The 24,978-nt window shown below is 42.1% G+C and carries 20 protein-coding genes; 16 read left to right on the forward strand and 4 right to left on the reverse strand.

Annotation, left to right across the window (positions count from 1 at the left end):
* Positions 1–131: 131 nt before the first annotated feature.
* The 3 genes from ssuC to HWQ36_RS28590 all read right to left on the reverse strand — a co-directional run bounded on the left by ssuC (position 132) and on the right by HWQ36_RS28590 (position 2,810).
* Positions 132–959 carry an aliphatic sulfonate ABC transporter permease SsuC gene (gene ssuC, locus HWQ36_RS28580; protein ID WP_292709117.1) on the reverse strand — a complete coding sequence of 276 codons (828 nt, stop codon included), beginning with the start codon at positions 957–959 and terminating at the stop codon, positions 132–134.
* A gap of 131 nt (positions 960–1,090) precedes the next feature.
* Entirely contained in the window at positions 1,091–2,239 is a 1,149-nt protein-coding gene (ssuD, locus tag HWQ36_RS28585) for an FMNH2-dependent alkanesulfonate monooxygenase (RefSeq protein WP_292709119.1), read from the reverse strand.
* A gap of 352 nt (positions 2,240–2,591) precedes the next feature.
* Positions 2,592–2,810 (reverse strand): hypothetical protein, encoded by a 219-nt coding sequence (locus HWQ36_RS28590; protein WP_292709121.1) that lies wholly within the window; start codon positions 2,808–2,810, stop codon positions 2,592–2,594.
* Positions 2,811–3,279: 469 nt separating this feature from the next.
* Between HWQ36_RS28590 and HWQ36_RS28595 the strand changes: the two genes are divergently transcribed.
* The 14 genes from HWQ36_RS28595 to HWQ36_RS28660 all read left to right on the forward strand — a co-directional run bounded on the left by HWQ36_RS28595 (position 3,280) and on the right by HWQ36_RS28660 (position 21,183).
* On the forward strand, positions 3,280–5,238 hold the full coding sequence (locus HWQ36_RS28595; protein WP_292709124.1) for an iron uptake porin: 1,959 nt from the start codon (positions 3,280–3,282) through the stop codon (positions 5,236–5,238).
* Between the two features lie 276 nt (positions 5,239–5,514).
* Positions 5,515–6,225, forward strand: coding sequence for a TVP38/TMEM64 family protein (locus HWQ36_RS28600; RefSeq protein ID WP_292709126.1), 711 nt, complete (start codon positions 5,515–5,517; stop codon positions 6,223–6,225).
* A gap of 108 nt (positions 6,226–6,333) precedes the next feature.
* Positions 6,334–7,344: a glycosyltransferase family 2 protein gene (locus tag HWQ36_RS28605; RefSeq protein ID WP_292709128.1), complete on the forward strand. Its 1,011-nt coding sequence runs from the start codon at positions 6,334–6,336 to the stop codon at positions 7,342–7,344.
* A 361-nt stretch (positions 7,345–7,705) separates the two neighbouring features.
* Positions 7,706–9,379, forward strand: coding sequence for an FAD-binding protein (locus HWQ36_RS28610; protein ID WP_292709130.1), 1,674 nt, complete (start codon positions 7,706–7,708; stop codon positions 9,377–9,379).
* Positions 9,376–9,705: a ferredoxin family protein gene (locus HWQ36_RS28615; RefSeq protein WP_292709133.1), complete on the forward strand. Its 330-nt coding sequence runs from the start codon at positions 9,376–9,378 to the stop codon at positions 9,703–9,705. Before HWQ36_RS28610 ends, HWQ36_RS28615 begins: the two co-directional genes overlap by 4 nt.
* 165 nt (positions 9,706–9,870) lie before the next feature.
* Entirely contained in the window at positions 9,871–10,920 is a 1,050-nt protein-coding gene (locus HWQ36_RS28620) for an ABC transporter substrate-binding protein (protein WP_292709135.1), read from the forward strand.
* 3 nt (positions 10,921–10,923) lie between these two features.
* Positions 10,924–11,394, forward strand: coding sequence for a hypothetical protein (locus HWQ36_RS28625; RefSeq protein ID WP_292709137.1), 471 nt, complete (start codon positions 10,924–10,926; stop codon positions 11,392–11,394).
* A gap of 27 nt (positions 11,395–11,421) precedes the next feature.
* Positions 11,422–12,903, forward strand: a complete 1,482-nt coding sequence (locus tag HWQ36_RS28630) for an amidohydrolase family protein (RefSeq protein WP_292709139.1) — start codon at positions 11,422–11,424, stop codon at positions 12,901–12,903.
* Positions 12,904–13,012: 109 nt separating this feature from the next.
* The gene (locus tag HWQ36_RS28635; RefSeq protein WP_292709141.1) at positions 13,013–14,254 is read left to right on the forward strand and encodes an MFS transporter; all 1,242 of its coding nucleotides are present in this window, start codon (positions 13,013–13,015) and stop codon (positions 14,252–14,254) included.
* Between the two features lie 72 nt (positions 14,255–14,326).
* The gene (locus HWQ36_RS28640; protein WP_292709143.1) at positions 14,327–15,808 is read left to right on the forward strand and encodes an amidohydrolase family protein; all 1,482 of its coding nucleotides are present in this window, start codon (positions 14,327–14,329) and stop codon (positions 15,806–15,808) included.
* Between the two features lie 394 nt (positions 15,809–16,202).
* Positions 16,203–17,309 carry an aliphatic sulfonate ABC transporter substrate-binding protein gene (locus HWQ36_RS28645; protein ID WP_292709145.1) on the forward strand — a complete coding sequence of 369 codons (1,107 nt, stop codon included), beginning with the start codon at positions 16,203–16,205 and terminating at the stop codon, positions 17,307–17,309.
* A gap of 37 nt (positions 17,310–17,346) precedes the next feature.
* Positions 17,347–18,210, forward strand: coding sequence for a TauD/TfdA family dioxygenase (locus HWQ36_RS28650; RefSeq protein ID WP_292709147.1), 864 nt, complete (start codon positions 17,347–17,349; stop codon positions 18,208–18,210).
* A gap of 588 nt (positions 18,211–18,798) precedes the next feature.
* Positions 18,799–20,004 carry an aliphatic sulfonate ABC transporter substrate-binding protein gene (locus HWQ36_RS28655; protein WP_292709149.1) on the forward strand — a complete coding sequence of 402 codons (1,206 nt, stop codon included), beginning with the start codon at positions 18,799–18,801 and terminating at the stop codon, positions 20,002–20,004.
* 90 nt (positions 20,005–20,094) lie between these two features.
* Positions 20,095–21,183 (forward strand): sulfonate ABC transporter substrate-binding protein, encoded by a 1,089-nt coding sequence (locus tag HWQ36_RS28660; protein ID WP_292709151.1) that lies wholly within the window; start codon positions 20,095–20,097, stop codon positions 21,181–21,183.
* A 493-nt stretch (positions 21,184–21,676) separates the two neighbouring features.
* Here the strand turns inward: HWQ36_RS28660 and HWQ36_RS28665 are convergent, their stop codons facing one another.
* The gene (locus HWQ36_RS28665) at positions 21,677–21,904 is read right to left on the reverse strand and encodes a helix-turn-helix transcriptional regulator (RefSeq protein ID WP_292709153.1); all 228 of its coding nucleotides are present in this window, start codon (positions 21,902–21,904) and stop codon (positions 21,677–21,679) included.
* Between the two features lie 175 nt (positions 21,905–22,079).
* Here HWQ36_RS28665 and HWQ36_RS28670 point away from each other — a divergent pair, with 175 nt between their 5' ends.
* Positions 22,080–22,364: a hypothetical protein gene (locus HWQ36_RS28670; protein WP_292709155.1), complete on the forward strand. Its 285-nt coding sequence runs from the start codon at positions 22,080–22,082 to the stop codon at positions 22,362–22,364.
* A gap of 225 nt (positions 22,365–22,589) precedes the next feature.
* A complete protein-coding gene (locus HWQ36_RS28675) occupies positions 22,590–24,800 on the forward strand; it encodes a CHASE2 domain-containing serine/threonine-protein kinase (RefSeq protein ID WP_292709159.1) in 2,211 nt (736 codons plus the stop codon).
* Positions 24,801–24,978 lie beyond the last annotated feature (178 nt).

Here is a 24,978-nt window from a genome sequence, read left to right on the forward strand (position 1 = left end):
GCAAACTGCTGTATTAAATTTTGTGGCTCTTCCTATTGTGGGTTCTGAATTCGCAACTTAGATAAAATCATAACAGCCCCCAGCCTCCTGTCTCCTGCCCCCTGCCCCCTGCGCCCTGCCTCCTGTCTCCTTCAAGACTTTTGATAGTTGGGATTCCAAGCCAAGAATTTGGTTTCTAATCCTCTGGCAACAGCATCTGCTAATTTACCCAGCAGTGCATAGATTACAATGCTCAAAACCACAACATCAGTTTGCATAAATTCACGGGCATTCATTGCCATATAACCAAGTCCAGAATCTGCTGCGATCGTTTCTGCGACAATTAATGTCAGCCACATAATCCCCAAAGAAAAACGGACACCGACGAGAATTGAAGATAAGGCTCCTGGAAAAATAATTTGCCACAGAAGTTGTGGTGTTTTTAATCCATAGACTTTTCCCATTTCAATCAGTCCAGGATCTACACTGCGGATGCCATGAAATGTATTAAGATATAACGGGAAAAATACCCCCATAGACACTAAAAATAATCTAGCCTGATCGCCAATGCCAAACCAGAGAATTACCAGGGGAATTAATGCCAAATTAGGGATAGTACGGAGCATTTGCAAGGAACTATCCAATAACTTTTCTGCCAGACGGGAAAAGCCATTGAGCAATCCCAAACCGAACCCAATACTGCCACCAACTATAAAACCAGATATCGCCCGCCCAGCACTTATTCCTATATGTTGAAAAAGTTCTCCGGTGGAGGCTAGTCTAATGGCTGTAGCGATTACGCCACTTGGGGCTGGTAAAATTCTGGTTGAAAGTAAACCAGTTCTGGAAGCAAATTCCCAAAGTACTAGTATTAGAACGGGCACAATCCAGGGAACTATTTTATCGATTTGTGGATTTTCTAATACCTCACTCAGGGATATATTATTGTTTCTTTTGGTGTATTTCAGGGTAATAGTCATGGGGTTTTAGATTTTAAATTATTCCAAAGATGAATCTAGAAGCATCGTCAACATAATTCGTAATTTGCTCTTTAATTACGAATTACGAACTTGTACTGAGCGTAGCCGAAGTATTACGAATTACGAATTATTCATGAAGCACTCGTTAGTTGTTTAGCAAATTTTTCACTGGCAACTATTTCGCTAACAGTACTCAATACTGGTGGCGTTAGCGGTGCAGTTTCCCTATGCAAAGGTAAACGTGGAAATAATAATTCAGCCGTGCGATATGCCTCTTCTAAATGGGGATATCCAGAGAATACGAAGGTTTCTATGCCCAAATTCTGATATTCCAGCATCCTAGCGGCAACCGTGTCGGGATCTCCAACTAGGGCTGTACCAGCACCACCCCGCACTAATCCAATTCCTGTCCACAGGTTGGGGCTAATCTCTAGGGTGTCTCGACTACCACTATGTAGTTGACTCATCCGTCGCTGTCCTTCAGAATCAGAACTAGCTAAGTGTTTTTGAGCGTTTGCGATCGCATCCTCATCCACATACTTAATTAGCTCATTGGCTGCATCCCAAGCCGCAGATTCGGTTTCTCGCACAATTACATGCAACCGAATCCCAAAGCGGACTGTTCTACCTTGTTCAGCCGCCAGTCGTTTAACCTCAGCAATCTTTTGAGCAACTTGCTGTGGAGGTTCGCCCCAAGTTAGATAAACATCTATATGTTTAGCAGCAACCCGCTTTGCAGCCGCAGATGAGCCACCAAACCACAATGGTGGATAGGGTTTTTGGACTGGTGGGAATAAGAGTTTACCACCTTTGATATCCAGGTAGTTTCCCTTAAAATCCACTGTTTCCCCACTGACGATACCCCGCCAAACGGTGAGAAATTCATCGGTTAAATCATAGCGATCGTCATGACTAAGATGCAAGCCATCCCCAGCGAGTTGCACCGGATCTCCACCTGTCACCACATTGATTAACAGTCTTCCTTTAGAAATCCGATCAAATGTTGCTGCCATCCGTGCAGCAGAACCTGGAGAAGTAATTCCTGGACGAATTGCCACGAGAAATTTCATCTGCTTGGTGACAGATATAAAAGCGGCGGCAGTTATCCAAGCATCTTCACAAGAATTCCCTGTAGGTAACAATGCGCCCGTGTAGCCTAAATTATCTACAGCTTGGGCAATTTGCTGCAAATAATCAGGTGTGGCAACACGAGAGCCAATATCTGTACCTAAATAGCGTCCGTCATGAGATCCAGTAGGAATAAACCAGAGAATTTGCATATTTATCAGGGTATGAGAACTTAATATACGATTATCCGATCGAATTGCCGTATTTTATAGACAAATTCTACCCGATATTATCTAAAAATCAAGACTAATTTAACCATTAGTAAAAAAGGGCTGCCTGAATAACGAACTCCTTAGTGGATAATTTTGACACTTTTGTAGTCAGAATTGCTGTGTTGGAAAATACAACTTTTAATCGAGGCAGAAGGCAGGAGGAATCCCCATAAATAAACTTAGGGAATTTTTACCGAGTGACTATCTGTGGCGATTGCCTACGGCACGCTAAGTAAGTTGGTGCGAAAAAACCCCAGTATGTTACGAAACATAAATAGGCTTCAAGCCCTTACTAATGACCAATACTTCGACTTACCTCGACTTCGCTCGGCACAAGTCGCTCAGTACAAGTGACAAATGACAAATGACAACCTTCACTAGTTAGCTTTAATTGTGCCGACCTACTTATACGATTACAGCACGCTACGCGATCGCAGTTGCTTGGGTTGAGTTGACCCAGCCAATAATTTTGATATATTTTCTCTTCATGGATAAATACTGGGTCTTGCATTGTAACAAGCTCTATGCAAAGATAATTTTACGTAAAATCCGGTAAACCTATCGACTTATCGTTTTATCGGCTTTTCTTAACAATTCAGATTGTGAAACCTAGCTGCTTACAAATTAGTGTATTCAGCTAATGTTAATTGTCAATTAATAGCTTGCATTAAATTCAAGCTTTAGTCGATGTCAGTAGCCATTGATGAATTTTGTTGCACGATCTCACCAATCGCACTCCAATACCAAACCGAATTTTGAATTTTATTTTGAGAATTTCGTATAAATTTTGGAATCTACATTCAACTGCTTAGTAATGGTTGCGATATTTATCGGGGATTTGCAGTTTTCTCACTGGGGGAACCTTTGCTAACTCATTAACTAATGGTTTAGCACGAATATTTCATCAATAATTTCTGCTAGTCTCTCTGTCAAAGCTAGAGCCAATTTATTCGTTTTTCAGGTTGAGGAGTTCAAGAGTAATGTCGAATTTTCGCTCTAATTATAGATACATAATGTTCCTGATCTTGTTGCTAGATATTCTAGCCATTCTGATTTTTTATCCAACTAAAAGTCACGCTGAACTCCCTAAATCTGATGTATCTACTGCTGAAGCAGAAGTGAACAAAGCTCCAGAAGCAATTGTCAATCAAACACTAGAAACTTCAACGATAGAGGCAAGAGGCAAAGGGTCAGGAGAGGTCGAATCCCCTCCTGCCTCCTGCCTCCTGGCTTCTGGCTCCTGCCCTTCGGGTTCGCAGTCGCTCATGGGGGAAACCCCCAAGACCGCGCTGTCTCACCTCCTACCTTCTTCTTCAATTCCACCGCTAACTAGTAAAAAGACTACAAACTCAGAACGAGTCACACCTGTCTCGCAATTGTTGGAAGTTGCACCGCCGACTAATAAAAAAGCTACAAATAATTCTGCGGGACAAGTGACATCCGTCTCGCAATTGTCAGATGTTTTGCCCACAGATTGGGCATTTCAAGCATTACAGTCTTTAGTGGAGCGCTACGGTGTAATTGCTGGATATACAGATGACACATTTAAAGGGAATCGTGCCCTAACACGGTATGAATTTGCAGCTGGGTTGAATGCTGCTTTAGATCGTCTCAATGAATTAATAGCGACTTCGACGACAGATTTAGTCAAACGGGAAGACTTGGATGTCATCAAAAAACTACAAGAACAATTTTCTCCAGAACTTGCTCAATTTCGGGGACGCTTAGATAACTTGGAAACGCGGACTGCGAAGTTAGAGGCAAATCAGTTTACAACCACCACTAAACTTATAGGTCGAGCGCAGATTGTTCTTGGCGAACTTATAACAGGCAATAACGTCGTCACCAAGAGACCAGTACCTCACAATGCCACACTTCAAGGCTCAACTTCTTTACGGTTAAACACCAGTTTTAACGGTAAAGATTCACTAGCTATAACAATAGGAGGGGGAAATATTGAATCATTAGGACAAACAAGAGCTGGATTAGTGGGAACTTATGAGGGAAGAACTGCTGATAACTCCAGTATTACTTTTGCACGCAACACTCTTATTCTCAGTGGTGTTCGCTATCGGTTTCTACCTTATCCAAATACCCAAGTCAACATTTATCCCTTGTCCGATGGAGCTAGTGAAATAGGTCTTTCTGGCCCGATTAACCCATATTTTGAATCGTCTTCTGCGACTGGTGCTAATGGGATTTCACGATTTTCACGGCGATCTTTGGTCTATAACTATGGAGATAGCGGCCCCGGAATTGCCATACTCCAGGGATTAGGCAAACAGGTTCAATTGGGGCTAGCCTACAGCGCACCAAACGGTAACAATCCGACACCTAATAATGGCTTATTTAAAGGTAGGTATTTAGCTTTAGCACAGTTAATATACTACTCTTCTAATCGAAATTTTCGGGTGGCGGCAACTTACGTTAATACCTATAGCCCACCAAATACCATAGGTTTTAGTGGAACAAATTTTGGCCCAGCAGTCGGTAGTAACCTGGTAAACAGCACCGTGGCTGGAGCGGGAACTGTAGCCAATCTTTATGGTCTACAGGCGTTCTATCAAGTTAATTCCAAGTTGGCAATTAATGGGTGGGTAAGTTATGGATCACACCGCTATTTGGGGCGCGGTGATGGTAATGCAATGGATTGGGCCGTAGGACTGGCATTCCCGGATCTTTTTAGTGAAGGTGCTTTAGGGGGGGTTTTAGTTGGTATGGAGCCGAAACTCACCAGGCTAAGTCAAAATGTAGATTTGGGAGCAGGTGCGGGCCAAGCAGATAAAGATACCTCCCTGCACGTTGAGGCATTTTACCAATATAAAATCGGAGATAATATTGAGGTGACACCGGGTCTCATCTGGATTACTGCACCGAACTCTGATGCCAGCAATCCTGATAGTTTATTTGCTTGGGTTCGTACTGTCTTTAGGTTTTAACCAGTGAAAACTAAAGATATAGGTTAATACGCTTGGGTTAGCGCCATAAACCCTTAAACTGCGTAGGTTGGGCGGGTTTTTCGACTTGTTCGCTTTTAGCGTTCCCGCAGGGCAGCAAGTGGCGTTTGAGGAACAAAACCCAACATTTCTGGGGCTTTGTTGGGTTGCGCTTTGCTTAACCCAACCTACAATTTTTCATGAAGCCAAGCGTATTAATTAAAGGGGACATTTGCGAAAGATGGGTTATGTTACAAAAAAAGTAGGAGTAGAGTTCTAGTGTGGAACTTGAAAACTGGTATTTTACTACTCACACTGAGTTGCATAATTGCAACTGGTATAGCAGTATATCTGATTGGCGGCATTGAACCAGCACAAATTCAGGCTTTGCTGAAATCTTCTGGTATCTGGGCACCTATTATTTATGTTGGTTTGTACGTTGTGGCAACTATGTTAGTTCTGCCCTCAACAGTGTTGAATTTGACTGGAGGTGCAATTTTTGGCCCTTGGCTGGGTACTTTCTGGACTAGTGTTGGAGCAGTTATTGCAGCAATAATTGCTTTCGTTTTTACTAGAACCATTGGACGACAAACAGTTGCAAAACGACTAGCAGGACGCTGGCAAGCGATGGATGCTGAGGTACGGCGTGGAGGGCTTTTTTATATGTTTGCTATCCGACTAGTACCAATCATGCCTTATGGCTTGGTAAACTTTGTTGCTGGACTGACTTCGATTAGCTTTAAAGATTATGTTCTAGGCACAACACTTGGTACTGTTCCTAGTGTCTTACCTTTTGTACTACTAGGTAGTTCTGGTTTAAAAGCAGTCAAAACAGGTGATTTTTTGCCGCTAGTACTCGCCTTGGGCTTAACTGGAATACTGGTAGCAGGGTCTACTTGGTATCGCCATCGTCGAACTTTTCCTAAAAAAGCTGTAGAAAGCCTTAAAGAATCTGACTCTTCAGATGACATCAACCCGAAGAATAAATAAACTATAACAATCTGACTTGAATCTTGCTAAGTATGCTGATAACCAAACCCTTTATCATGAGAAGCAGTCTCTCAGCTTTGGTGTTGCAAAATTAAACGGAATTCCTAGATGATACCAAAGTATTCATTGATTGTTCCAATTTATAACGAAGAAGAAATTATACCCGAACTATACCGCAGGCTGAGTGCAGTAATGAATCGGCTAGATGGTCTTGTCGAATTAATTTTAATCAATGATGGTAGCCGCGATCGCTCTTTACAACTATTGCGAGAACTCCATCAAAAAGATCCGCGCATTTGCTACTTGAGCTTTGCTCGTAACTTTGGTCATCAAATTGCAGTTACTGCTGGTCTTAATTTTGTCCGGGGTCAAGTTATTATCATTCTTGATGCTGACTTACAAGATCCGCCAGAACTAATCCCAGACATGATTGAAAAATGGCGACAGGGCTATCAGGTCGTCTACGCTCAACGGACTCAACGCCTCAAGGAAGGATGGTTTAAGCGTTTTACTGCCTACTACTTTTATCGCCTCCTCAAGAAGCTTGCAGATGTAGATATTCCTACTGATACTGGTGATTTTTGTTTAATGGATCGGCAAATCGTAGATATTCTCAATTCTATGCCAGAACGCACCCGCTATATTCGTGGTCTGCGTTCTTGGGTTGGCTTTCAGCAAACAGCAATTCGGTTCGAGCGCGATCCCCGCTTTGCTGGGGAAGTTAAATACACTTTCAGCAAATCTTTGGCCCTTGCCATTAATGGTTTAGTATCTTTTTCGATAGTGCCACTGCGGTTATCAACCTACTTAGGCTTATTAGCGGCGGCGGCGGCCATCTTCATGGCTTTATTAATCTTGTATTGGCGGCTTTTTCTCCCCCATTCGCCTTTAACTGGGTTCACGATTATTTTGATGGCAATTTTCTTTCTTGGATCTGTGCAGTTAGTCAGTGTTGGCATCTTAGGCGAATATATAGGGCGTATCTATGAAGAAGTTAAAGCTAGACCCCTTTATACTTTGGCAGAGGTAGGGGGCTTTTATTCCAAATCTCCCAATTCAACACATAATGGTGACAAACTAGTTGAGGCTCCCCACCTTAAAAGCGATGAAGATTCTTAAGACACTTCTACCGCTTGCGGCCTCACTATCCGCCAGTTGTACAGAATTCATTCTTAATTCTGTTAGCGCTAGCGCGACGTTTAGCCCGTCCTGATCCCTGAATTCTGTTTTGATAAATTTACATTTGAATTTGTTAAAAAGCTTGCTTTTTATCTCAAATCGTGAAACACTTCTATATATAAATAAACTACGGTTCGTTGGTCGAGATAAAGTATTTTAACTGGTCTGGTTGAATTAGCCATAAATCGAGGCTACTGAGAAATCCTCAAGTAAATGGGTAAACAGATTTCTGAATATTTTGCAGCATCGATGGGGTGAAGACTTGATGCTTAAGACTTTATAGATGGGGGGGAAATTGTAAATGCTGAAGACGTTAACAACCGATTTTGAACTCGACTTAGAAGCAGATGTGCTGGTGATTGGAGGTGGGCCGGCTGGAACTTGGGCAGCTTGGAGTGCTGCATCAAGTGGAGCTAGAGTTGTCCTGGTAGACAAAGGATATTGTGGTACGACTGGATGCGCTGCGGCATCTGGTAATGGTGTGTGGTATGTGCCACCCGATCCAGATGCACGAGAAACTGCAAAGGCGAGTCGAGAATCGTTGGGTGGGTTTTTAGCCGATCGCAATTGGATGGATCGAGTACTGAATCAGACCTATATAAACGTCAATCAGTTAGCAGAGTGGGGTTATCCCTTCCCTACCGACGATGAAGGCAAACCCTATCGGCGATCGCTGCAAGGGCCTGAGTATATGCGGCTGATGCGGCGGCAAATTCAACGCGCTGGAGTCAAGATTTTAGATAATAGCCCCGCCTTAGAATTACTGGTTGATGACGATGGTGCTGTTGGTGGTGCAACAGGTGTGAACCGTCAGACTGGTGAGAAATGGATAGTGCGATCGCAGTCCACAATTATCGCAACAGGTGGCTGTGCATTTCTCAGCAAAGCGTTAGGATGCAACGTCCTGACAGGGGATGGTTACTTAATGGCGGCAGAGGCAGGTGCCGAGATGTCGGGTATGGAATTTTCCAATGCTTATGGCATCTCTCCCGCCTTTTCTTCAGTCACCAAAACCCTGTTTTATAATTGGGCAACTTTCACCTCCGAAGACGGGACTGTAATTCCGGGGGCAAGTTCTCATAGACGGTCAGTAATTGCCCAAACATTACTGCAACAGCCAGTTTACGCCATCATAGACAAAGCAGCAGAATCGATGCGGCCATCTATGCGTTTAGCACAGCCAAACTTCTTTTTACCCTTTGACCGTGCGGGTATCGATCCATTTACTCAACGTTTCCCTGTGACTCTGCGCCTAGAAGGAACTGTGCGCGGTACGGGAGGAATTCGGATTGTAGACGAGAGTTGTGCTAGTTCTGTACGGGGACTCTATGCGGCTGGAGATGCAGCCACACGCGAACTGATTTGTGGCGGATTTACCGGCGGTGGTAGTCACAACGCGGCTTGGGCAATATCTTCTGGCTATTGGTCGGGGAAATCGGCTGCCGAATATAGCCGCAGTTTGGGAGAATACAAAACTCAACGTCATGTTAAGGGTGTTGGAGAGGTAGGATTACAGAGTGGGAGCGATCGCTCTCAAGCCTTGGCAACTGATGAAGTGATTCAAGCAGTCCAAGTTGAAGTATTCCCTTACGAAAAGAACTATTTCCGTACAGAACAAGGCTTAACCGAGTCTTTGGGTAAGCTAAATCATCTTTGGCAAGAACTCCGCAGTAGCCAGGTAACATCAGAGAAAGAGCTTCCCAGAGCGCGAGAAGCTGCGGCGATGGTAGCTACAGCACGCTGGATGTACAGCAGTGCCATTGAACGTAAAGAAACTCGTGGGATGCACAAACATCAAGATTATCCAGAACTTGATGCTAACCAGCAACATCACCTGATTAGTGGCGGATTAGATCGAGTTTGGGTGAAGAGTCAGCCGCTACTGAATGCAGAAGATATTTCCCAATCTAAAATCGTTCGACTGAGCGAAGTCGAAGTCCAAAATCTAAAATTCAAAATAGGAGCAGTTGTGTGATTGAGTTGGTCAGCGAATCGCGGTGCATAAAATGTAATATCTGCGTGAACATTTGTCCAACCAACGTGTTTGACCGTGTGCCAGATGGTCCGCCAACCATTGCTCGACAGAGTGACTGTCAAACCTGTTATATGTGCGAATTGTATTGTCCAGTTGATGCTCTTTATGTAGCACCAGAAAGCGATATGAAAACTTCAGTCAACGAGGCAGAATTGGCAGAAGTTGGGCTACTGGGTAGTTACCGGGAAAACATCGGTTGGGGACACAAACGTACATCAACAGCAAAAGCCGATCAAACATTCCAAATTTTGAAGCAGTTGAAATAGTAACGTGATGTGCAACTTATTCTTAGAACCCCGCTTCCATTCCTCTCCCCCACAGGGAGAGAGGCTTTGATTCTTGCTCCCCTTCCCTTGTAGGGAAGGGGTTGGGGGTTAGGTCTAAGAGAAAGTTACACACGGCGAGCGTATAATACGGCGGAGAAAATAGTCATGCTGTCGTTACCAGTAGTAACAGGTTCTATCAGTAAAAATAAATTTACTTCCAGATTATCAACTTCAGTGGCTTGTGTTCTACTGCTACTAACTACAGCATGTAGCCAAGGCGAAACCAAATCTGCTCAATCCATTGAGGCTGTTAATGTCAACAATGTCGCTACATCTAATAAAATTTCTACCCTACGAATAGGTTATGTAGGTAGTTCAGAACCTACAGGATCGCTTGGTTGGGCAAAGAAAAAGGGAATATTAGAACGTGAGTTGCAAAAAGTGGGATTTAAAAACATTACTTTTGCAAGATTTCCTAACGGGCCGGATCTAAATGAGGCGCTTGTCGCAGGTAAATTAGATGTTGGTTCTTTAGGCGATACACCAGCCATAGTTTTGAGAGCTAGGGGTCAGGAAACCCGACTGCTGCGGATTAGCCAATTTAATACAACTGCTTGGTTAGTGGCGAAAAAGCATGGTGCGCGATCGCTTGCTGAACTTAAAGGTCAAAAAATAGCTACCCAAAAAGGTTCTTATATGCATCGATACCTGCTGGGTCTGTTAGCTGAAGCTAAAATTGCCAAAGATGTAAAAGTTGTCCACTTGATGACTACTGAGGCAAAAGCTGCTTTAGAACGTGGTGATGTAGCTGCTTATGCAACCTCAAGCGATCTGGGGCCTTTTCTGAAATCACAAGGGTTTCCAGTGATTGATTCTTCTGCAAATCATAAAGGTCTTTCAGGGACATCATTAGTTGTAGCAACTGAAAGTTTTCTGGCAAAACAGCCTGATTTTCCACAGAAATTTAATGCAATTCTCACAGAAGCAGCCAAGGATTTAAAAGCTAATTCTGAAGAATATTATCAGTATCATGCTCAAACTACTAAATATCCCATCGATATTATAAAAGTATCGTTCCCACTCAAACAGGTATCAGAAGAACCATTACCAGCCGAGGGAGTAAAACTTTTAGAGGGAACAAAGAAATTTTTAGTCTCGCAGGGTTTAGCAAAGTCGGACTTTAAATTAACTGATTGGGTTGCTGAAGAGAAATAGGGAGTGGGGAGTGGGGAGTGGGGAAGTGGGGGAGATGAGGGAGATGAGGGAGATGAGGAGGCAGAAATCAGTAACTTTTTTGAGCAAGAAAAACAAATTTTTGTAATTAAGTCTTTCAAAAGCGCAATTTTCAGGCTCAAAGGTGCAACTTCCAGGCTCAAAGGTGCAACTTCCAAGCTCAAAGGTGCAACTTCCAAGCTCAAAGGCTCAACTTCCAGGCTCAAAGGTGCAACTTTCAAGCTCAAAGGCTCAACTTCCAGGTTCAAAGGCTCAACTTCCAAGCTCAAAGGTGCAACTTCCAAGCTCAGAGGTGCAACTTCCAGGCTCAAAGGTGCAACTTTCAAGCTCAAAGGCTCAACTTCCAGGTTCAAAGGCTCAACTTCCAAGCTCAAAGGTGCAACTTCCAGGTTCAAAGGCTCAACTTCCAGGTTCAAAGGCTTTTTGTTTTCCTCGTGGCTCCTGCCTTTTGACTAATTTATCTAAAAATTCAGGTAAAATGCTATGACTATTGCACTAGAACGTCCCAGAAAAACCAAGTCTGCTCAAATTCGGGAAAAACTGGGTTATCCGATCGTTGATACTGATGTACATACCCAAGAATTTCCCCCAGCATTCTTAGACTATTTAGAGCAAGTTGCTGGAACTGCGATCGCAGAGCGTTTCCAAGAACACTTACCCGGTGCATCTCGCTCTAAATGGTTTAAGCAATCTTGGGATGAACGCCGCACTTACCGCACCGCCCGTCCTCCTTTCTGGACTCGTCCCACTAACGATGCTTTAAATTTAGCTACCGTTAGTTTGCCAAAGTTGTTGCACGAACGCTTGCAAGAAGCTGGTACAGACTTTGCCGTTGTGTACCCCAATTTGGCAACGATGGCCCCACACATCGGTCATGAAGAGATGCGGCGGGCTGTTTGTCGTGCAGCTAATACCTATCACGCTGATATTTTCCGCCCTTATAGCGATCGCTTAACACCCATTGCTGCCATCCCCATGCATACGCCCGAAGAAGCGATCGCAGAATTGGAATATGCGGTGAAAGTGCTAGGACTCAAAGCAATTCAAATCCCCGGACATATCCGCCGGCCCATTCCTGCCTTTGAGAAGTATGGCGAAGAAGTCGCCAACGAAGCTATTTGGATTGATACCTTTGGCTTGGATAGCAAATATGATTACGATCCTTTCTGGGCAAAGTGCGTAGAACTGAAAGTTGTACCCACCACCCACTCTTCCGGTATGGGTTGGATAAATCGGCGTTCCATTAGCAATTACCAATACAACCATATTGGTCATTTTGCATCGGCTGCGGAAGCATTATGTAAATCTTTATTCTTTGGTGGTGTAACTCACCGCTTCCCCACACTCAAGTTTGCTTTCTTAGAAGGAGGTTCAGCTTGGGGTGCTAGTTTGTACACCGATTTAATTTGGCACTGGGATACCCGCAATAAAGATCATTTGGTGGAAAATAACAATCCCGCTAATATCGATCGCGAAGAATTGCTAGAACTCTATACCCGTTATGGTGGTGAATTAGTACATGGTCGTTTGGATCAACTAGGTAGTGGTCTAGGTTTCCACGCTGAGTTAGTAGCGCCGTTAGAACCAGGTGATTTAGATGAATTCGCCGTTGCAGGAATTACCAAGCCAGAAGATATCCGCGATCGCTTTTTGAATCATTTTTACTTCGGCACAGAATCAGATGATACCCGTGTAGCTCAAGCTTTTAACCGGAAAGCTAACCCTTATGGCGATCGTGTTAAAGCTTTCTTGGGTTCCGATTCTGGTCATTGGGATGTACCTGATATTACTGCGATCGCAGCTAATACTTATTCAATGGTAGAACGCAAGATTATCAGCGAAGAAGATTTGCAATATTTCCTGTCAATTCATCCCTTGGAGTTATACACCAGTCTGAATCGTGACTTCTTTAAAGGTACGACTGTGGAGAAGGCGGCGAATGAATTTTTGGAGAGTAAGGAGTAGAGGGAGATAAAACAAACTCATAACTTATTACTGTCCGTTCGCTCATTTTTTTTAGCGTTGAAGAAATTGGCTAGGAAATAGAGACTGAAAACTAACTAAGGGATGATGTATGGCGACAGACACCAAAAGATCACAAGTCATGCTCCGTGCTTTTGATTCTAGAAATTTTAAACTGTTCTACACAGGTCAAGCAATTTCTCTGATTGGTACGTCAATGACCCAGGTAGCTACTAGCTGGCTGGTATATCGCCTTACTGATTCTGCTTTATTATTGGGTGTAGTTGGTTTTGCCAGCCAAATTCCCACATTGCTTTTAATTCCTCTGGGTGGAATCATCGCTGATCGCTCCAAGCGTCACCATATTCTCCTTATCGCCCAAATTTTGGGAATGCTGCGGTCTTTAGCTCTAACGTGGCTAGCACTAAGCGGTACGATTAACATCTGGTACATTGCGTTTCTTGGTGTGTTGCAGGGGATAATCAACGCCTTCGATATTCCAACTCGACAAGCCTTTCTACCGGAAACAGTCAGTAAGGAAAATCTCGGTAATGGCTTTGCCTTGTACTCTTCCCTTGTGAGTGTCACCAGTATGCTGGGCCAGGCGATCGCAGGTTTGTTGATTGCGGCTGTAGGTTCAGGGTTGTGTTTCCTTGTCGATAGTATCAGTTACATTGCTGTAATTATTGCTCTTTTAGCAATAAGGCTCGATCTCAAAAAAGCTGTCATTTCTACACGCAAACCTCTAGAAGAATTGAGAACTAGCTTGAACTACGCCATAGGGTTTTTGCCAATTCGCTCTATCTTGATTGGTTCGTCTTTAGTCTGCTGCGTCTGGGGATTTTACTTAGCTTTGGGGCCGATTTTTGCTAAGGAGATTTTACAAGGCGGGCCTAACACCTTTGGTTTCTTGATGACAGCTTCTAGTTTAGGAACCTTAGCTGGTGGTATCTATTTAACTAGGCAAGGAAATGTAAATGGATTAGGTAAAGTTTTGGTACTGGGCATAGCTTTTATGGGAGTGAGCCTGATTGTCTTTGCCCTATCCCATGTGTTCTGGCTTTCGTTCCTATCGCTTTTGGCGGCTGGTTTCGGCTTTATTTTGCAGATAATTGCTGGACGAACTCTACTTCAGTTATTGGTGAGCGATGAAAATCGTGGTCAAATCACAGGTCTTTACGTTATGGCATCTACAGGCGCAGTACCTATAGGTAACTTGATAGCTGGCGCACTGGCAAGCCGCATCGGTGCTGTCAATAGTATCATCCTTGGTGCGAGTTTCTGTATTCTCGGCTCACTCTTTTTTATGCAACAGATTTCTACTTTCCACGATCGAGTAATTCGTAATTTATAACTCAATACTCTTGTACAGACGCAATTAATCGCGTCTTTACTCACCACTTATGACTCAAATTAGGAGGTTATCATGACGATCGCTCTAGACCGCCCACAAAAAACCAGGTCTGCTCAAATTCGGGAAAAACTTGGTTATCCGATCATTGACACCGATGTACATACCCAGGAATTTGAACCAGCAGTTTTGGATTATTTAGAACAAGTTGGTGGAACTGAACTTGTCGAACGTTTCAAAGAAAATTTACCAGGATCTTCACGCTTTAAGTGGTACAAACAAAGTTGGGAAGAACGTTTTGCTTATCGCACCAATCGCCCTAACTGGTGGGGTCGTCCCACAAAAAATACTTTGAATTTGGCTACTATTAGCTTGCCCAAGTTGCTGCATGAGCGTTTGGAAGAAGCAGGTACAGACTTTGCCGTTGTGTACCCCAATTTGGCAACGATGGCTCCGAATATCGGCAACGAAGAAATGCGGCAGGCTGTTTGTCGGGCAGTTAATACCTACCATGCTGATATTTTCCGCCCTTATAGCGATCGCTTAACACCCATTGCGGCAATTCCCTTGCACACTCCCGAAGAAGGGATTGAAGAGTTGGAATATGCAGTGAATGTTTTAGGACTCAAAGCAATTCAAATTCCCGGTTACGTCCGTCGTCCAATTCCTGCCTTTGAGAAGTATGGCAAAGAAGTAGCTAACGAAGTGGTTTGGATTGATAACTTTGGCTTAGATAGTGAGTATGATTACGATTCATTCTGGGCTAAGTGCGTAGAACTGAAAGTTGTACCGACAACTCACGCTTCTAGCCAAGGTTGGACAACTCAGCGTTCTGTCACCAACGCCCAATACAATCACATTAATCACTTTGCCTTTGCAGCAGAAGCATTATGCAAATCGCTGTTCTTTGGTGGAGTTACTCGCCGCTTCCCGCAATTAAAGTTTGCTTTCTTAGAAGGTGGTTCAGCCTGGGGTGCAAGTCTATACGCTGATATTATTTGGCACTGGGAAACCCGCAACAAACAACACTTGTTATCAAATAACAACCCTGATATTATCGACAAAGAAGCATTAGTAGAGTTATATACTCGCTACGGTGGCGAACTGGTAGATGGACGCTTAGATAGAATTGGTAACGGTTTAGGATTCCACCATCAACTATTAGCTCCAGAAAATCCAGGCGAACTCGACGAATTTGAACTAGCAGGAATAGAGAAACCAGAAGATGTGCGCGATCGCTTCTTGAATCATTTCTACTTCGGTACAGAATCAGATGATACCCGTGTATCTCAAGCTTTTAATCGTGCAGCTAATCCCTTTGGCGACAGAGTTAAAGCCTTCTTAGGTTCCGATTCCGGTCACTGGGATGTGCCTGATATCACCGCCGTTACAGCCAACGCCTACTCAATGGCAGAAAACGAAATCATTACAGAAGAAGACCTCCGTTACTTCCTCTCAATCCATCCTTTGGAGTTGTACACCAGTCTCAATCAAGACTTCTTCAAGGGTACAGGTGTTGAGAAAACCGCAAACGAATATCTAGCGGCTAAGAAATAACTGTCATTAGTCATTGGTCACTAATTGATATGACTCAACTAAAATTTTACAGAATAACTCAAGGCTACAATCCTAGTCGCTTGGAAGCACTAGCAAAATTGAACGTTGACAAAACAGAGTTTCATTCAAAAATTTCAATCTTCCACTAGCACGACACTGGAGTGAGCCTTTCTCACTCCACTTCCTAAATTTTTACCTCCTAACTATTAAAGTTTCAGTTCCTCGAGTCTTTGCGGGGTGGGTAATACCCACTCTCTTCCCTAACTTCATAATTAAAGTTTTTGAAGCTATAAAAACATCTACTAATTGGAGATTTCAAAAAACATTTTCGTTCTTTATATTGCAATTAATCATCATTTTTCTAACCACATAGAGGGAATCAAGAAAACAACCCATGCCAGTTTTAAAAGGAAAGTTTGAATTCAGAAAAAGCCCAATAACAACACGTCGTTCTTTGTTATTTTCTCTGGGCTACTGCTTAATGCTATCGACGGCTCTATCAAGTTGTAGTGAAGCAAAAAATAACGCTCAACAGTCAGCAGTTTCCCCTGAGTCAGTAGTTTCATCTAACACTACAGAGAAGTCAACCGAGAAACAAGTAGTACGGATTGTACGTTCAAAACAACTTTCCGCTTTAGCGGTTTTAGAAAAGCAGGGTTCCTTAGAAAAGCGATTAGAGCCTCTGGGTTTTAAAGTACAGTGGGCTGAGTTTGCGGCTGGGCCACAACAGCTAGAAGCCCTGAATGCAAATGGATTGGATATTGCATCTACAGCCGAATCGCCTCCTGTATTTTCACAAGCAGCAGGAGCGCCCCTTGTTTATCTAGCTACTACACGTCCTAGTGGTAAATCTATTTCACTTTTAGTTCCTGTAAACTCTCCAATTAAAAGTGTTGGCGATTTGAAGGGCAAAAAAGTAGCTTTTCAGAAAGCTTCCATTGGCCACTACTTATTAGTTAAAGCATTAGAAGATGCGGGGTTGAAACTGAGCGATGTCCAATCAGTTTTTTTAACCCCAGCAGATGCAAATGCGGCATTCAGTCAAAATAAGGTAGATGCTTGGTATATCTGGGAGCCATTCGGTACCAGAAATGTACAAAATAAAATAGCTCGTGTTTTAGCAGATGGCGGTAAGTTGCGGGATACTGGAAACTTTTACTCAACCTCGCGCCAGTTTTATCAGGCTCATCCTGATGTAATCAAAGTGTTTTTAGAGGAGTTAGAAAAGTCAGAAATCTGGACTAAGGATCATCCTAAAGAAGTAGCACAACTGCTTGCTCCTGTAACTCAGCTAAATCCACCGACTCTAGAAATAATGCATAATAAATATGATTATGGGCTGCTACCAATTACTGAGAAAACTATTACCAAACAACAAGAAGTTGCAGATAAGTGGTACAGCCTCGGACTTATCCCCAAAAAGGTGAATGTTAGAGATGGCTTTTTAACGCCTGAAGAGTACGCCAAAATTACTCCTTCAGATGTATTAGCTAATAAGTAGTTATACCCAAGAAGAAATTAAAACACAGGAGAATATTATGCCTACCTCGACTTTGACAAAGGTTAAAATAAGTCCTATCGATGCTCCTTTGGGAGCGATAGTTACCGATATTGATGCCAGTCAAGCGATCGCACCTGAAGTTATATTACAACTTAAGCAAGCTTTGCGCGATCGCCATATCTTGATCTTCAAAGACCAAAAGCTCTCTGATGAACAGCTTTTGAATTTTGCTCTATACTTTGGCGCACTCTTTGTACCATCTGATGAAACTCCAGTATTGGCTTCTAAACCAGGAGAAACTCCGGTGGTGATTCCAATTTCCAATGTCGATGGCGGCTATACCGGTACTGGAGAACTAACTTTCCATTCTGACCACAAATGGACTTCTACCCCATCTAGTGGTTCGCTTCTTTATGCTTTGGAAATACCTTCTCAAGGTGGAAATACTTATTGGTTAAATACAAATTTGGCCTATGAGGCGTTAGATGAAATCACCAAAGAACGGATTGCAGATTTACAGCTAATTACCTACAACCCATTCTTACAAGACCGGAATGCACCGCGCCCTTTATATCGTTTAGATAAGAATATTCCTTTAATAAGTCCTGTTTTTCCCCATCCTTTAGTTAGGACACATCCAGAGAGTGGTAAAAAGCATCTTTACTTAGATGCCGCTACAGAAGTGGAAATTGTCGGGTTAGAGCCAGAAGAAGGAGCTAAACTGATTGAACAGTTGCGTCAGCATCTAAATCAACCCAAATTCTACTACCAACACAAGTGGTATGTAGGTGATATTGTCTACTGGGATAATCAAGCTACTTTGCACTACCGTCAAGCATTTAATCCAAATGAGCGACGGGTTTTGAAACGAGTCAGTCTTGCAGGTAGTCGTCCTTTTTAGGTTTTATTATTTAGACAGTTATAAAGCTTTTAAAACCTAAAATCTGCTTTTAAGGATAGGGTGGTAGTCATCCACCCTCGTTCCTAAACTAGACATAAAAAACACCCAATTTATCATAATAAATCTATATATAAATCTGCTTTTATTCTGAAACTTACTAGTTTTAACAAGAATATTAAATAAGCTTTTCTTACTTGTGTTTATTAACACTTTATTCAAAGACCAAATCCGATAAGATATAAACCAATACAGTTCAGTCAAGCAATTTTTTCCTTCTCTTTATTCTCTCTGTGTACTCTGCGTCTCTGCGGTTCGTAAAGAGCGCTAACCTTAACTGAATCGTATTGAGATATTAACTGTATTTAATAACCAATTTGGTTAAACACAACATTAGAGGTTGTTTGAAAAGTAGTTGGCTGTGATTTTAGGAATTTATTGATCCCCCCTAACCCCCCTTAGAAAAGGGGGGAACCGAATCAAAGTCCCCGTTAAAAAGGGGGATCTAAAAGAATTTGATACATCACTAAGAACTTTTCAAACATCCTCTTACAGTAAAAAGTTTTCTATTGAAGGAGACAATAGAGTTTTATGGCATTTTTTAAAGATTTTCAGCAATTGCATATATCTATTAACAAGCCGATAAAATCGAAAATAGAGAATTTAAAGCCTTTTTTCCCGACAGTAAATCTGATATCTAATAAAAGCCTAACTATCAAAGCAGAAGCTAAATATAAAATTGAGCTTAACTATCTCTCTTTGCTTGTAGCTGCTTGCTCTCTCACAATACCAATGAGTATAGTTGGTTGCAGCCAAGAAAATAAAACTACTCAAAACGAACTATCTCAAATTAGTACACAAGCTCAAAGCAAATCAGTTTCTAGTACTCGACAAAAGCAAGAAGTGAGAGTTGTTTCTTCTAAGCTTGGTTCTCTTGCAGTTATGAGGAAACAGGGAACTCTAGAAAAAAGTTTGGCAGCGAAGAATTTTACTGTCAAGTGGTTAGAGTTTGCTGCTGGGCCACAAGCTTTAGAAGCATTAAATGCAGGTTCTCTTGATATTGCAGCTACAGCCGAATCACCGCCCATATTTGCCCAAGCCGCAGGTACACCACTCGTCTATGTAGTGACTACAGCATTTAATGGTAAAGGAGTTTCTTTTCTCGTGCCAAAAAACTCTCCCATTAAAAGTGTTGCTGACTTTAAAGGCAAAAAAGTCTCATTTCAAAAAGCTTCTATTGCTCACTATGTTTTGCTGAAAGCACTACAAAAAGATAAGCTAAAACTCACTGATGTTAAATCTATTTTCTTACCACCTCCAGATGCAAATGTTGCTTTTAGTCAGGGTGGACTTGATGTTTGGGTAACTTGGGAACCATATATTACAAGAGCCGTACAAAAAAATATTGGTCGTGTATTAATAGATGGGCAAGGACTCCAGGATTTAGGGAGCTTTTATTCTACCTCGCGTAAATTTGCGAAAGAACATCCTGAAGTTCTCAAAATTTTCCTAGAGGAGCTTACAAAAGCAGATGAGTGGTCTAAAAAGAATCCCGATAAATTAGCAGAACTTGTTTCTCGTGATGTTGGTATTGATGTTCCTACCTTGAAGAAAATTCAAGCTAAATCAGTTTATGGATTGCGACCAATTACCGAACAGGTTGTCAATAAACAACAACAAATTGCTGATTTGTGGTACAGCCAAGGACTCTTGCCAAAGAAGGTTAATGTTAGAGATGGTGTATTAACTCCAGAAGAATATGCGGCTTTTACACCAGAATCAATTAAATCCAAATAGAAAATTATTAACTTTAGAAAGCTTAAACATAATCATTTAAAAATTTGTCTTTTCCTGAGAGCAGAGATTAATTTAGCCTGGAGTTGTAAAATGTTAAGCAATACTGTAATAAAAACATCAACAATTATCAGAAGATTGGCATTGTTTGTAATGCCTGGTTTTTTAGCTTTATCTACCACATTAATTAGTTGTACATCTCCCAGTGACAATGCAAATAATGCAACCGAACCAAAAGCAGATCCAGCAGCGACAAAAACCATTACTTTTAAAACCAAAGTTCTACGAATGGGTTATCAAAGTTCTGGTGATTTAGTGAGAGTGACAGGAATTTTAGAAAAACGTTTGGAACCTTTGGGTGTCAAAGTTGAGTGGGCACAATTTGCCCAAGGGCCGCAACTCATGGAAGCGATGAATGTTGGGAAAATTGATGTTGGTTTAGTTGGAGAAACTCCTCCTATTTTTGCACAAGCTGCTGGTGCAAGAATTGTCTATCTTGCTGGTAGACGAATTACTGCTACTTCCGGCAAAGGGAGTGCCATTGTAGTTCCTAAAGGTTCTCCTATTAAGAGTTTAGCGCAAATCAAAGGACAAAAAGTAGTCTTTCAAAAAGGTTCTGCTTCCCACTATTTTATCATCCAAGCCTTAAAAGAAGTGGGCTTGAAATATAGTGATATTCAAGTATTGAGTATGCCCAATGTCGAAGCCCGTGGTGCATTTATTCAGGGCACTATTCCAGTTTGGGTAACTGGCGATCCTCATTTAGCTTTGGTAGAAAAACTCCACGGTGCGCGGGTGCTGAGAGATGGGACAAATATCGGTACTCCAGGCGGATACTATGTAGGAACACGGGAGTTCGCTAAGGAAAATCCCGAATTACTTCGGATTATCTTGGAAGAAATTGATAAAAATGGTCAATGGGCAGAAGCAAATCGTCAAGAAGTAGCCAAACTTATAGCACCTGTACTTAAAATTGATTTACCCATTCAAGAAATAATTTCTGGACGCGCTAATTATCGATTAAAAGGAATTACTCCAGAATTGATGAAAGCTCAACAAAGTGTTGCTGATTTATTTTATAACGAAAAAATCTTGCCCAAAAAGATTGATGTTCAGGAAGCACTGCTGACATCCAAAGAATATGCAGCTATTACTCCACCAACACTAATCAGTGAAAAATAGAAACTAATCAGATATGATACCTAAACCTCGTCTACCTTGAGAACCGTAGTTTTGTATGTTGGGTGCAGCGATAGCGTAACCCAACATAAATAAGGTGATAATGTTGGGTTACGTTTCACTCCACCCAACATACATAAATATATCTTTTAAAAAACTCTGGGTTTCAACATAGATGAGGTTTAGAACACCAATTCAATAATTTTGGAAGGACTTCTCTTCCAACCCTTCTCTTCGGTGTACACACATCTCTGTGTACACCAGAGCAACCCTTTTAGGAAGCATCGCACACTTAAAGTCTAAAGCAACAATAATCACATAGAGGCAGGTTTATTCAGCTATTAAGTTAGCGATCGCTTCTACTAATTTACCTGGCTCTAATGGTTTGGCAAAATGCTTGTGAAATCAGGCTGCAAGTACTTACTTGGGGTTAATTTATCACGAATAGGGTAGTAGTTCTTCACCTACGATACTACTGGTGTCACATTTGCCATTATTAAAAATATTTCGTTAAAAGTGCCTCACCGGGTTCTCCCATCTGGTATAATAACCTTTCAATTTGTTTCATAGCGAGTGGCGAAGGTCGTGTTCGGCCGTTCTCCCATCGGTTTACAGTGTGGAATGAAACCCCTAAAATCGTTGCCAGTTTTATCTGTGATAGTTTGAGACACTGCCGAGTCTCACGAACTAACAGTGCAATGCTTGGCTGTTGGATTGCAGGCATAAGCTAAATATATTTTATTTCCCTACAAGATATTGCAATATAGCAGATGCTATGACTGTGACTGCACCTATCTATGGTTATAAAGGTTGTAAGTTGATAGTTATGTACTACATCAACTATCATGCAAGCTATTTAAGCTATTAATAGAGTTGTTTCAATCTAGGAAATAGAAAATATGAAAGTTTGGCTCGCTTGCTTTTTAGTACTGTTTGCCTTGGCGGAATTGTTTGACTGGTTGCAAGAATTTAATCTGCCATTACCTATCTATATTTTAGGTGGTGCTTTTTTAGCTGTTGCTTCTAACTATGATAAAATCATTGGCTCCTATTTTGACGATCCAAGCATCGAAGCATCGCTCGAACAACCCCGGTTAGATTCACTAACACCATCTACTAATCCTATTTCTTTCACTATTGCCAGTGCTGTTGAAGATGCTCAAACATCTCAAACAGATGATTAGCGCCATTGCGCGACCCGGAATAGCCTGTCGTAGACATCGCTTATTTCTATGGTTGATGCTGCTCGTCAGCTTGCTTTAAGAGTAGGAATACGCCAAGGTTTCTCACCAGCAAGTAAATTGCTACATTAATAGAGAAGCTCAGGTTAATTAGCTTTTAACCTGGAGTCCGAAAATTAACTTTTGCGCCTGCAACATCTACCCAATTCAGGCTACCGCCGCAACGCTGTGATTAGTGGACTATTAAAAAAACTCTGTGTCCCTTTTGTCAAAGTTCAGGATTCGCGTGAAACGTCCAAGAACAAAAGCTGGTTGCAAATTATTTTAGTTACCAGTGTGGGAGTCACCGCCTTTATCTGGGGAGTTCGGGAACTCAAGTGGTTACAGTCTTGGGAGTTAAGAGTTTATGATGAAATGTTGCGATCGCGTCCAGCACAAGCACCCGATCGGCGGATTTTGCTAGTAACAATCACTGACGACGATCTCAAACGAGAGAAATGGACTCTATCAGATCGGACAATCAATCAGCTATTAAAAAAAATTGAGTCTTATCAACCGCGAATTGTTGGTTTATATCTTTTCCAACCAGAAGACAACAATTTGGCAACTAATTTCCCAAATCAAGATAACATTGTCAGCACTTGTTTGTTCAGCAGTTTGGGTAGAGATGAAATTCCACCGCCGACTAATTTTCCTATAGATAATGTTGGGTTTAGCGATGTCGTTTCTGACAATGAAAACGACCAAATTCTCCGCCGTAGTTTGTTATTTGCTTACTCTACAGACAATAAATGTACAACATCATTTGCATTTGGGGCGCTAATAGCAATTAATTATCTAGAAAAACAAGGTATTGAATACCAGTTTACTAATAAAAAAGAATTACAGTTAGGTAAAACCCTCTTCCCGCGTTTACAACCTAATTCCGGTAGCTATCAACATCTGGATACAGATGGCTATCAAATATTATTAAATTACCGTCACCCCAACAGCCTCGCCGATCAAGTAACCCTAAGAGATGTTCTTAGTGGCCGAGTCAACCCCAATTTAGTTAAAGACCGCCTTGTAATTATTGGCACTACGGCGGCTAATCTCCCTCCTGGTGGTTTCTATACACCCTACAGCACTTTGCCGGATCAGCCAGCTAAAATGCCTGCTCTGTTTATTCATGCACAGATAGCAAGTCAACTCATCAGTACAGTGTTGGATGGGCGATCGCTAATTTGGTATTGGCCCGACTGGGTGGAACTTATTTGGATGTGGGGTTGGTCGCTTTTAGGGGGAATTATCGGATGGCGGTGGCAAAATCCGTTGCTGTTGCTAGTGGTGGCAGGGACAACTCTACTTGGGTTAGTGGGAATCTGCGTTGCTTTGTTTTTGCAAGCTGGATGGGTGCCTTTAGTTCCCTCTGCTCTGACTTTGGTTGTTAGTAGTATCTGTGTGATTGCTTATACTAGCTACCAAAACCAGCGACAAACTCAGGTGATTATTCTGCAAGTTGAAAAACAACAAGAAGCGATCGCACAATTAAATGTACTCTTAGAAGACAAAACAGCAATTCCCGATTCGTCTCTTGATTTTCCTCCCCCAGTTGATTCACCAGAAAGAAAATCAGGTGATTTGCTTTTGGGTGGACGCTACAAAATTTCTCAAGTTCTTGGTGCAGGTGGATTTGGTCGCACTTATTTAGCACAGGATACTCAACGACCGGGGAATCCTACTTGTGTAGTTAAAAAGTTAATGCCAGCCCGTCAAGATACACGATTTTTGCAAGTTGCTCGCAGGTTGTTTAATAGTGAAGCTGAAATATTAGAATCTTTGGGTAAACATCATCAGATTCCCGAACTACTGGCTTATTTTGAAGATGACCAAGAATTCTATTTAATTCAACAATATATCGAAGGACATACTTTAAGTGAAGAATTACCACCTGTGCAGGATGTGCAAAGCGAATTATTTGTAATAGAGATGTTCAAACAAGTTTTAGAGGTTCTAGAATTTGTTCACCAACATCGAGTGATTCATCGTGATATCAAACCGACTAATATTATTAGATGCGCTCAAGATAATCGGCTGGTATTGATTGATTTTGGTGCAGTCAAATTGATGCAACCGTCGAGTAGCGAGCAAACCGAATTAGCCACAGTAGCCATCGGGACGCGGGGTTATGCGCCTCCAGAACAATTTGCCGGTCATCCTCGCATCTGTAGTGACATTTACGCTTTAGGAATGATTGGTATTCAAGCCATAACTGGGATACTACCGCAAGAACTCCATCCAGATCCAGAAACGGGGAATGTGATGTGGCGGCAAACAATGCCAGTCAGCGAAGAATTGGCGGCAATTTTAGATAAAATGGTTTGCTATCATTTTAGCGATCGCTATCAATCAGCTGCCGCAGTTTTACAAGATTTAAAACGGATGTTGCCGCTCTATTAAACTTACCTAAAACTATCTAAGTCTCGACTTCCAGTCGCCTAGTGCTATTTAAATCCCGCGAGCCTTGGACTACTTAAGCTACTCCATACCCTGTATACGGGCGCTTATACGGTGGATGTAAACGGGAGCATCTCACCTTTGCAAATATAGGTGTAAGTGAGGGAAGATAGTTACACTC

The sequence above is a fragment of the Nostoc sp. NMS2 genome, assembly GCF_017115105.1.
In the GTDB taxonomy this organism is placed as follows: domain Bacteria; phylum Cyanobacteriota; class Cyanobacteriia; order Cyanobacteriales; family Nostocaceae; genus Nostoc.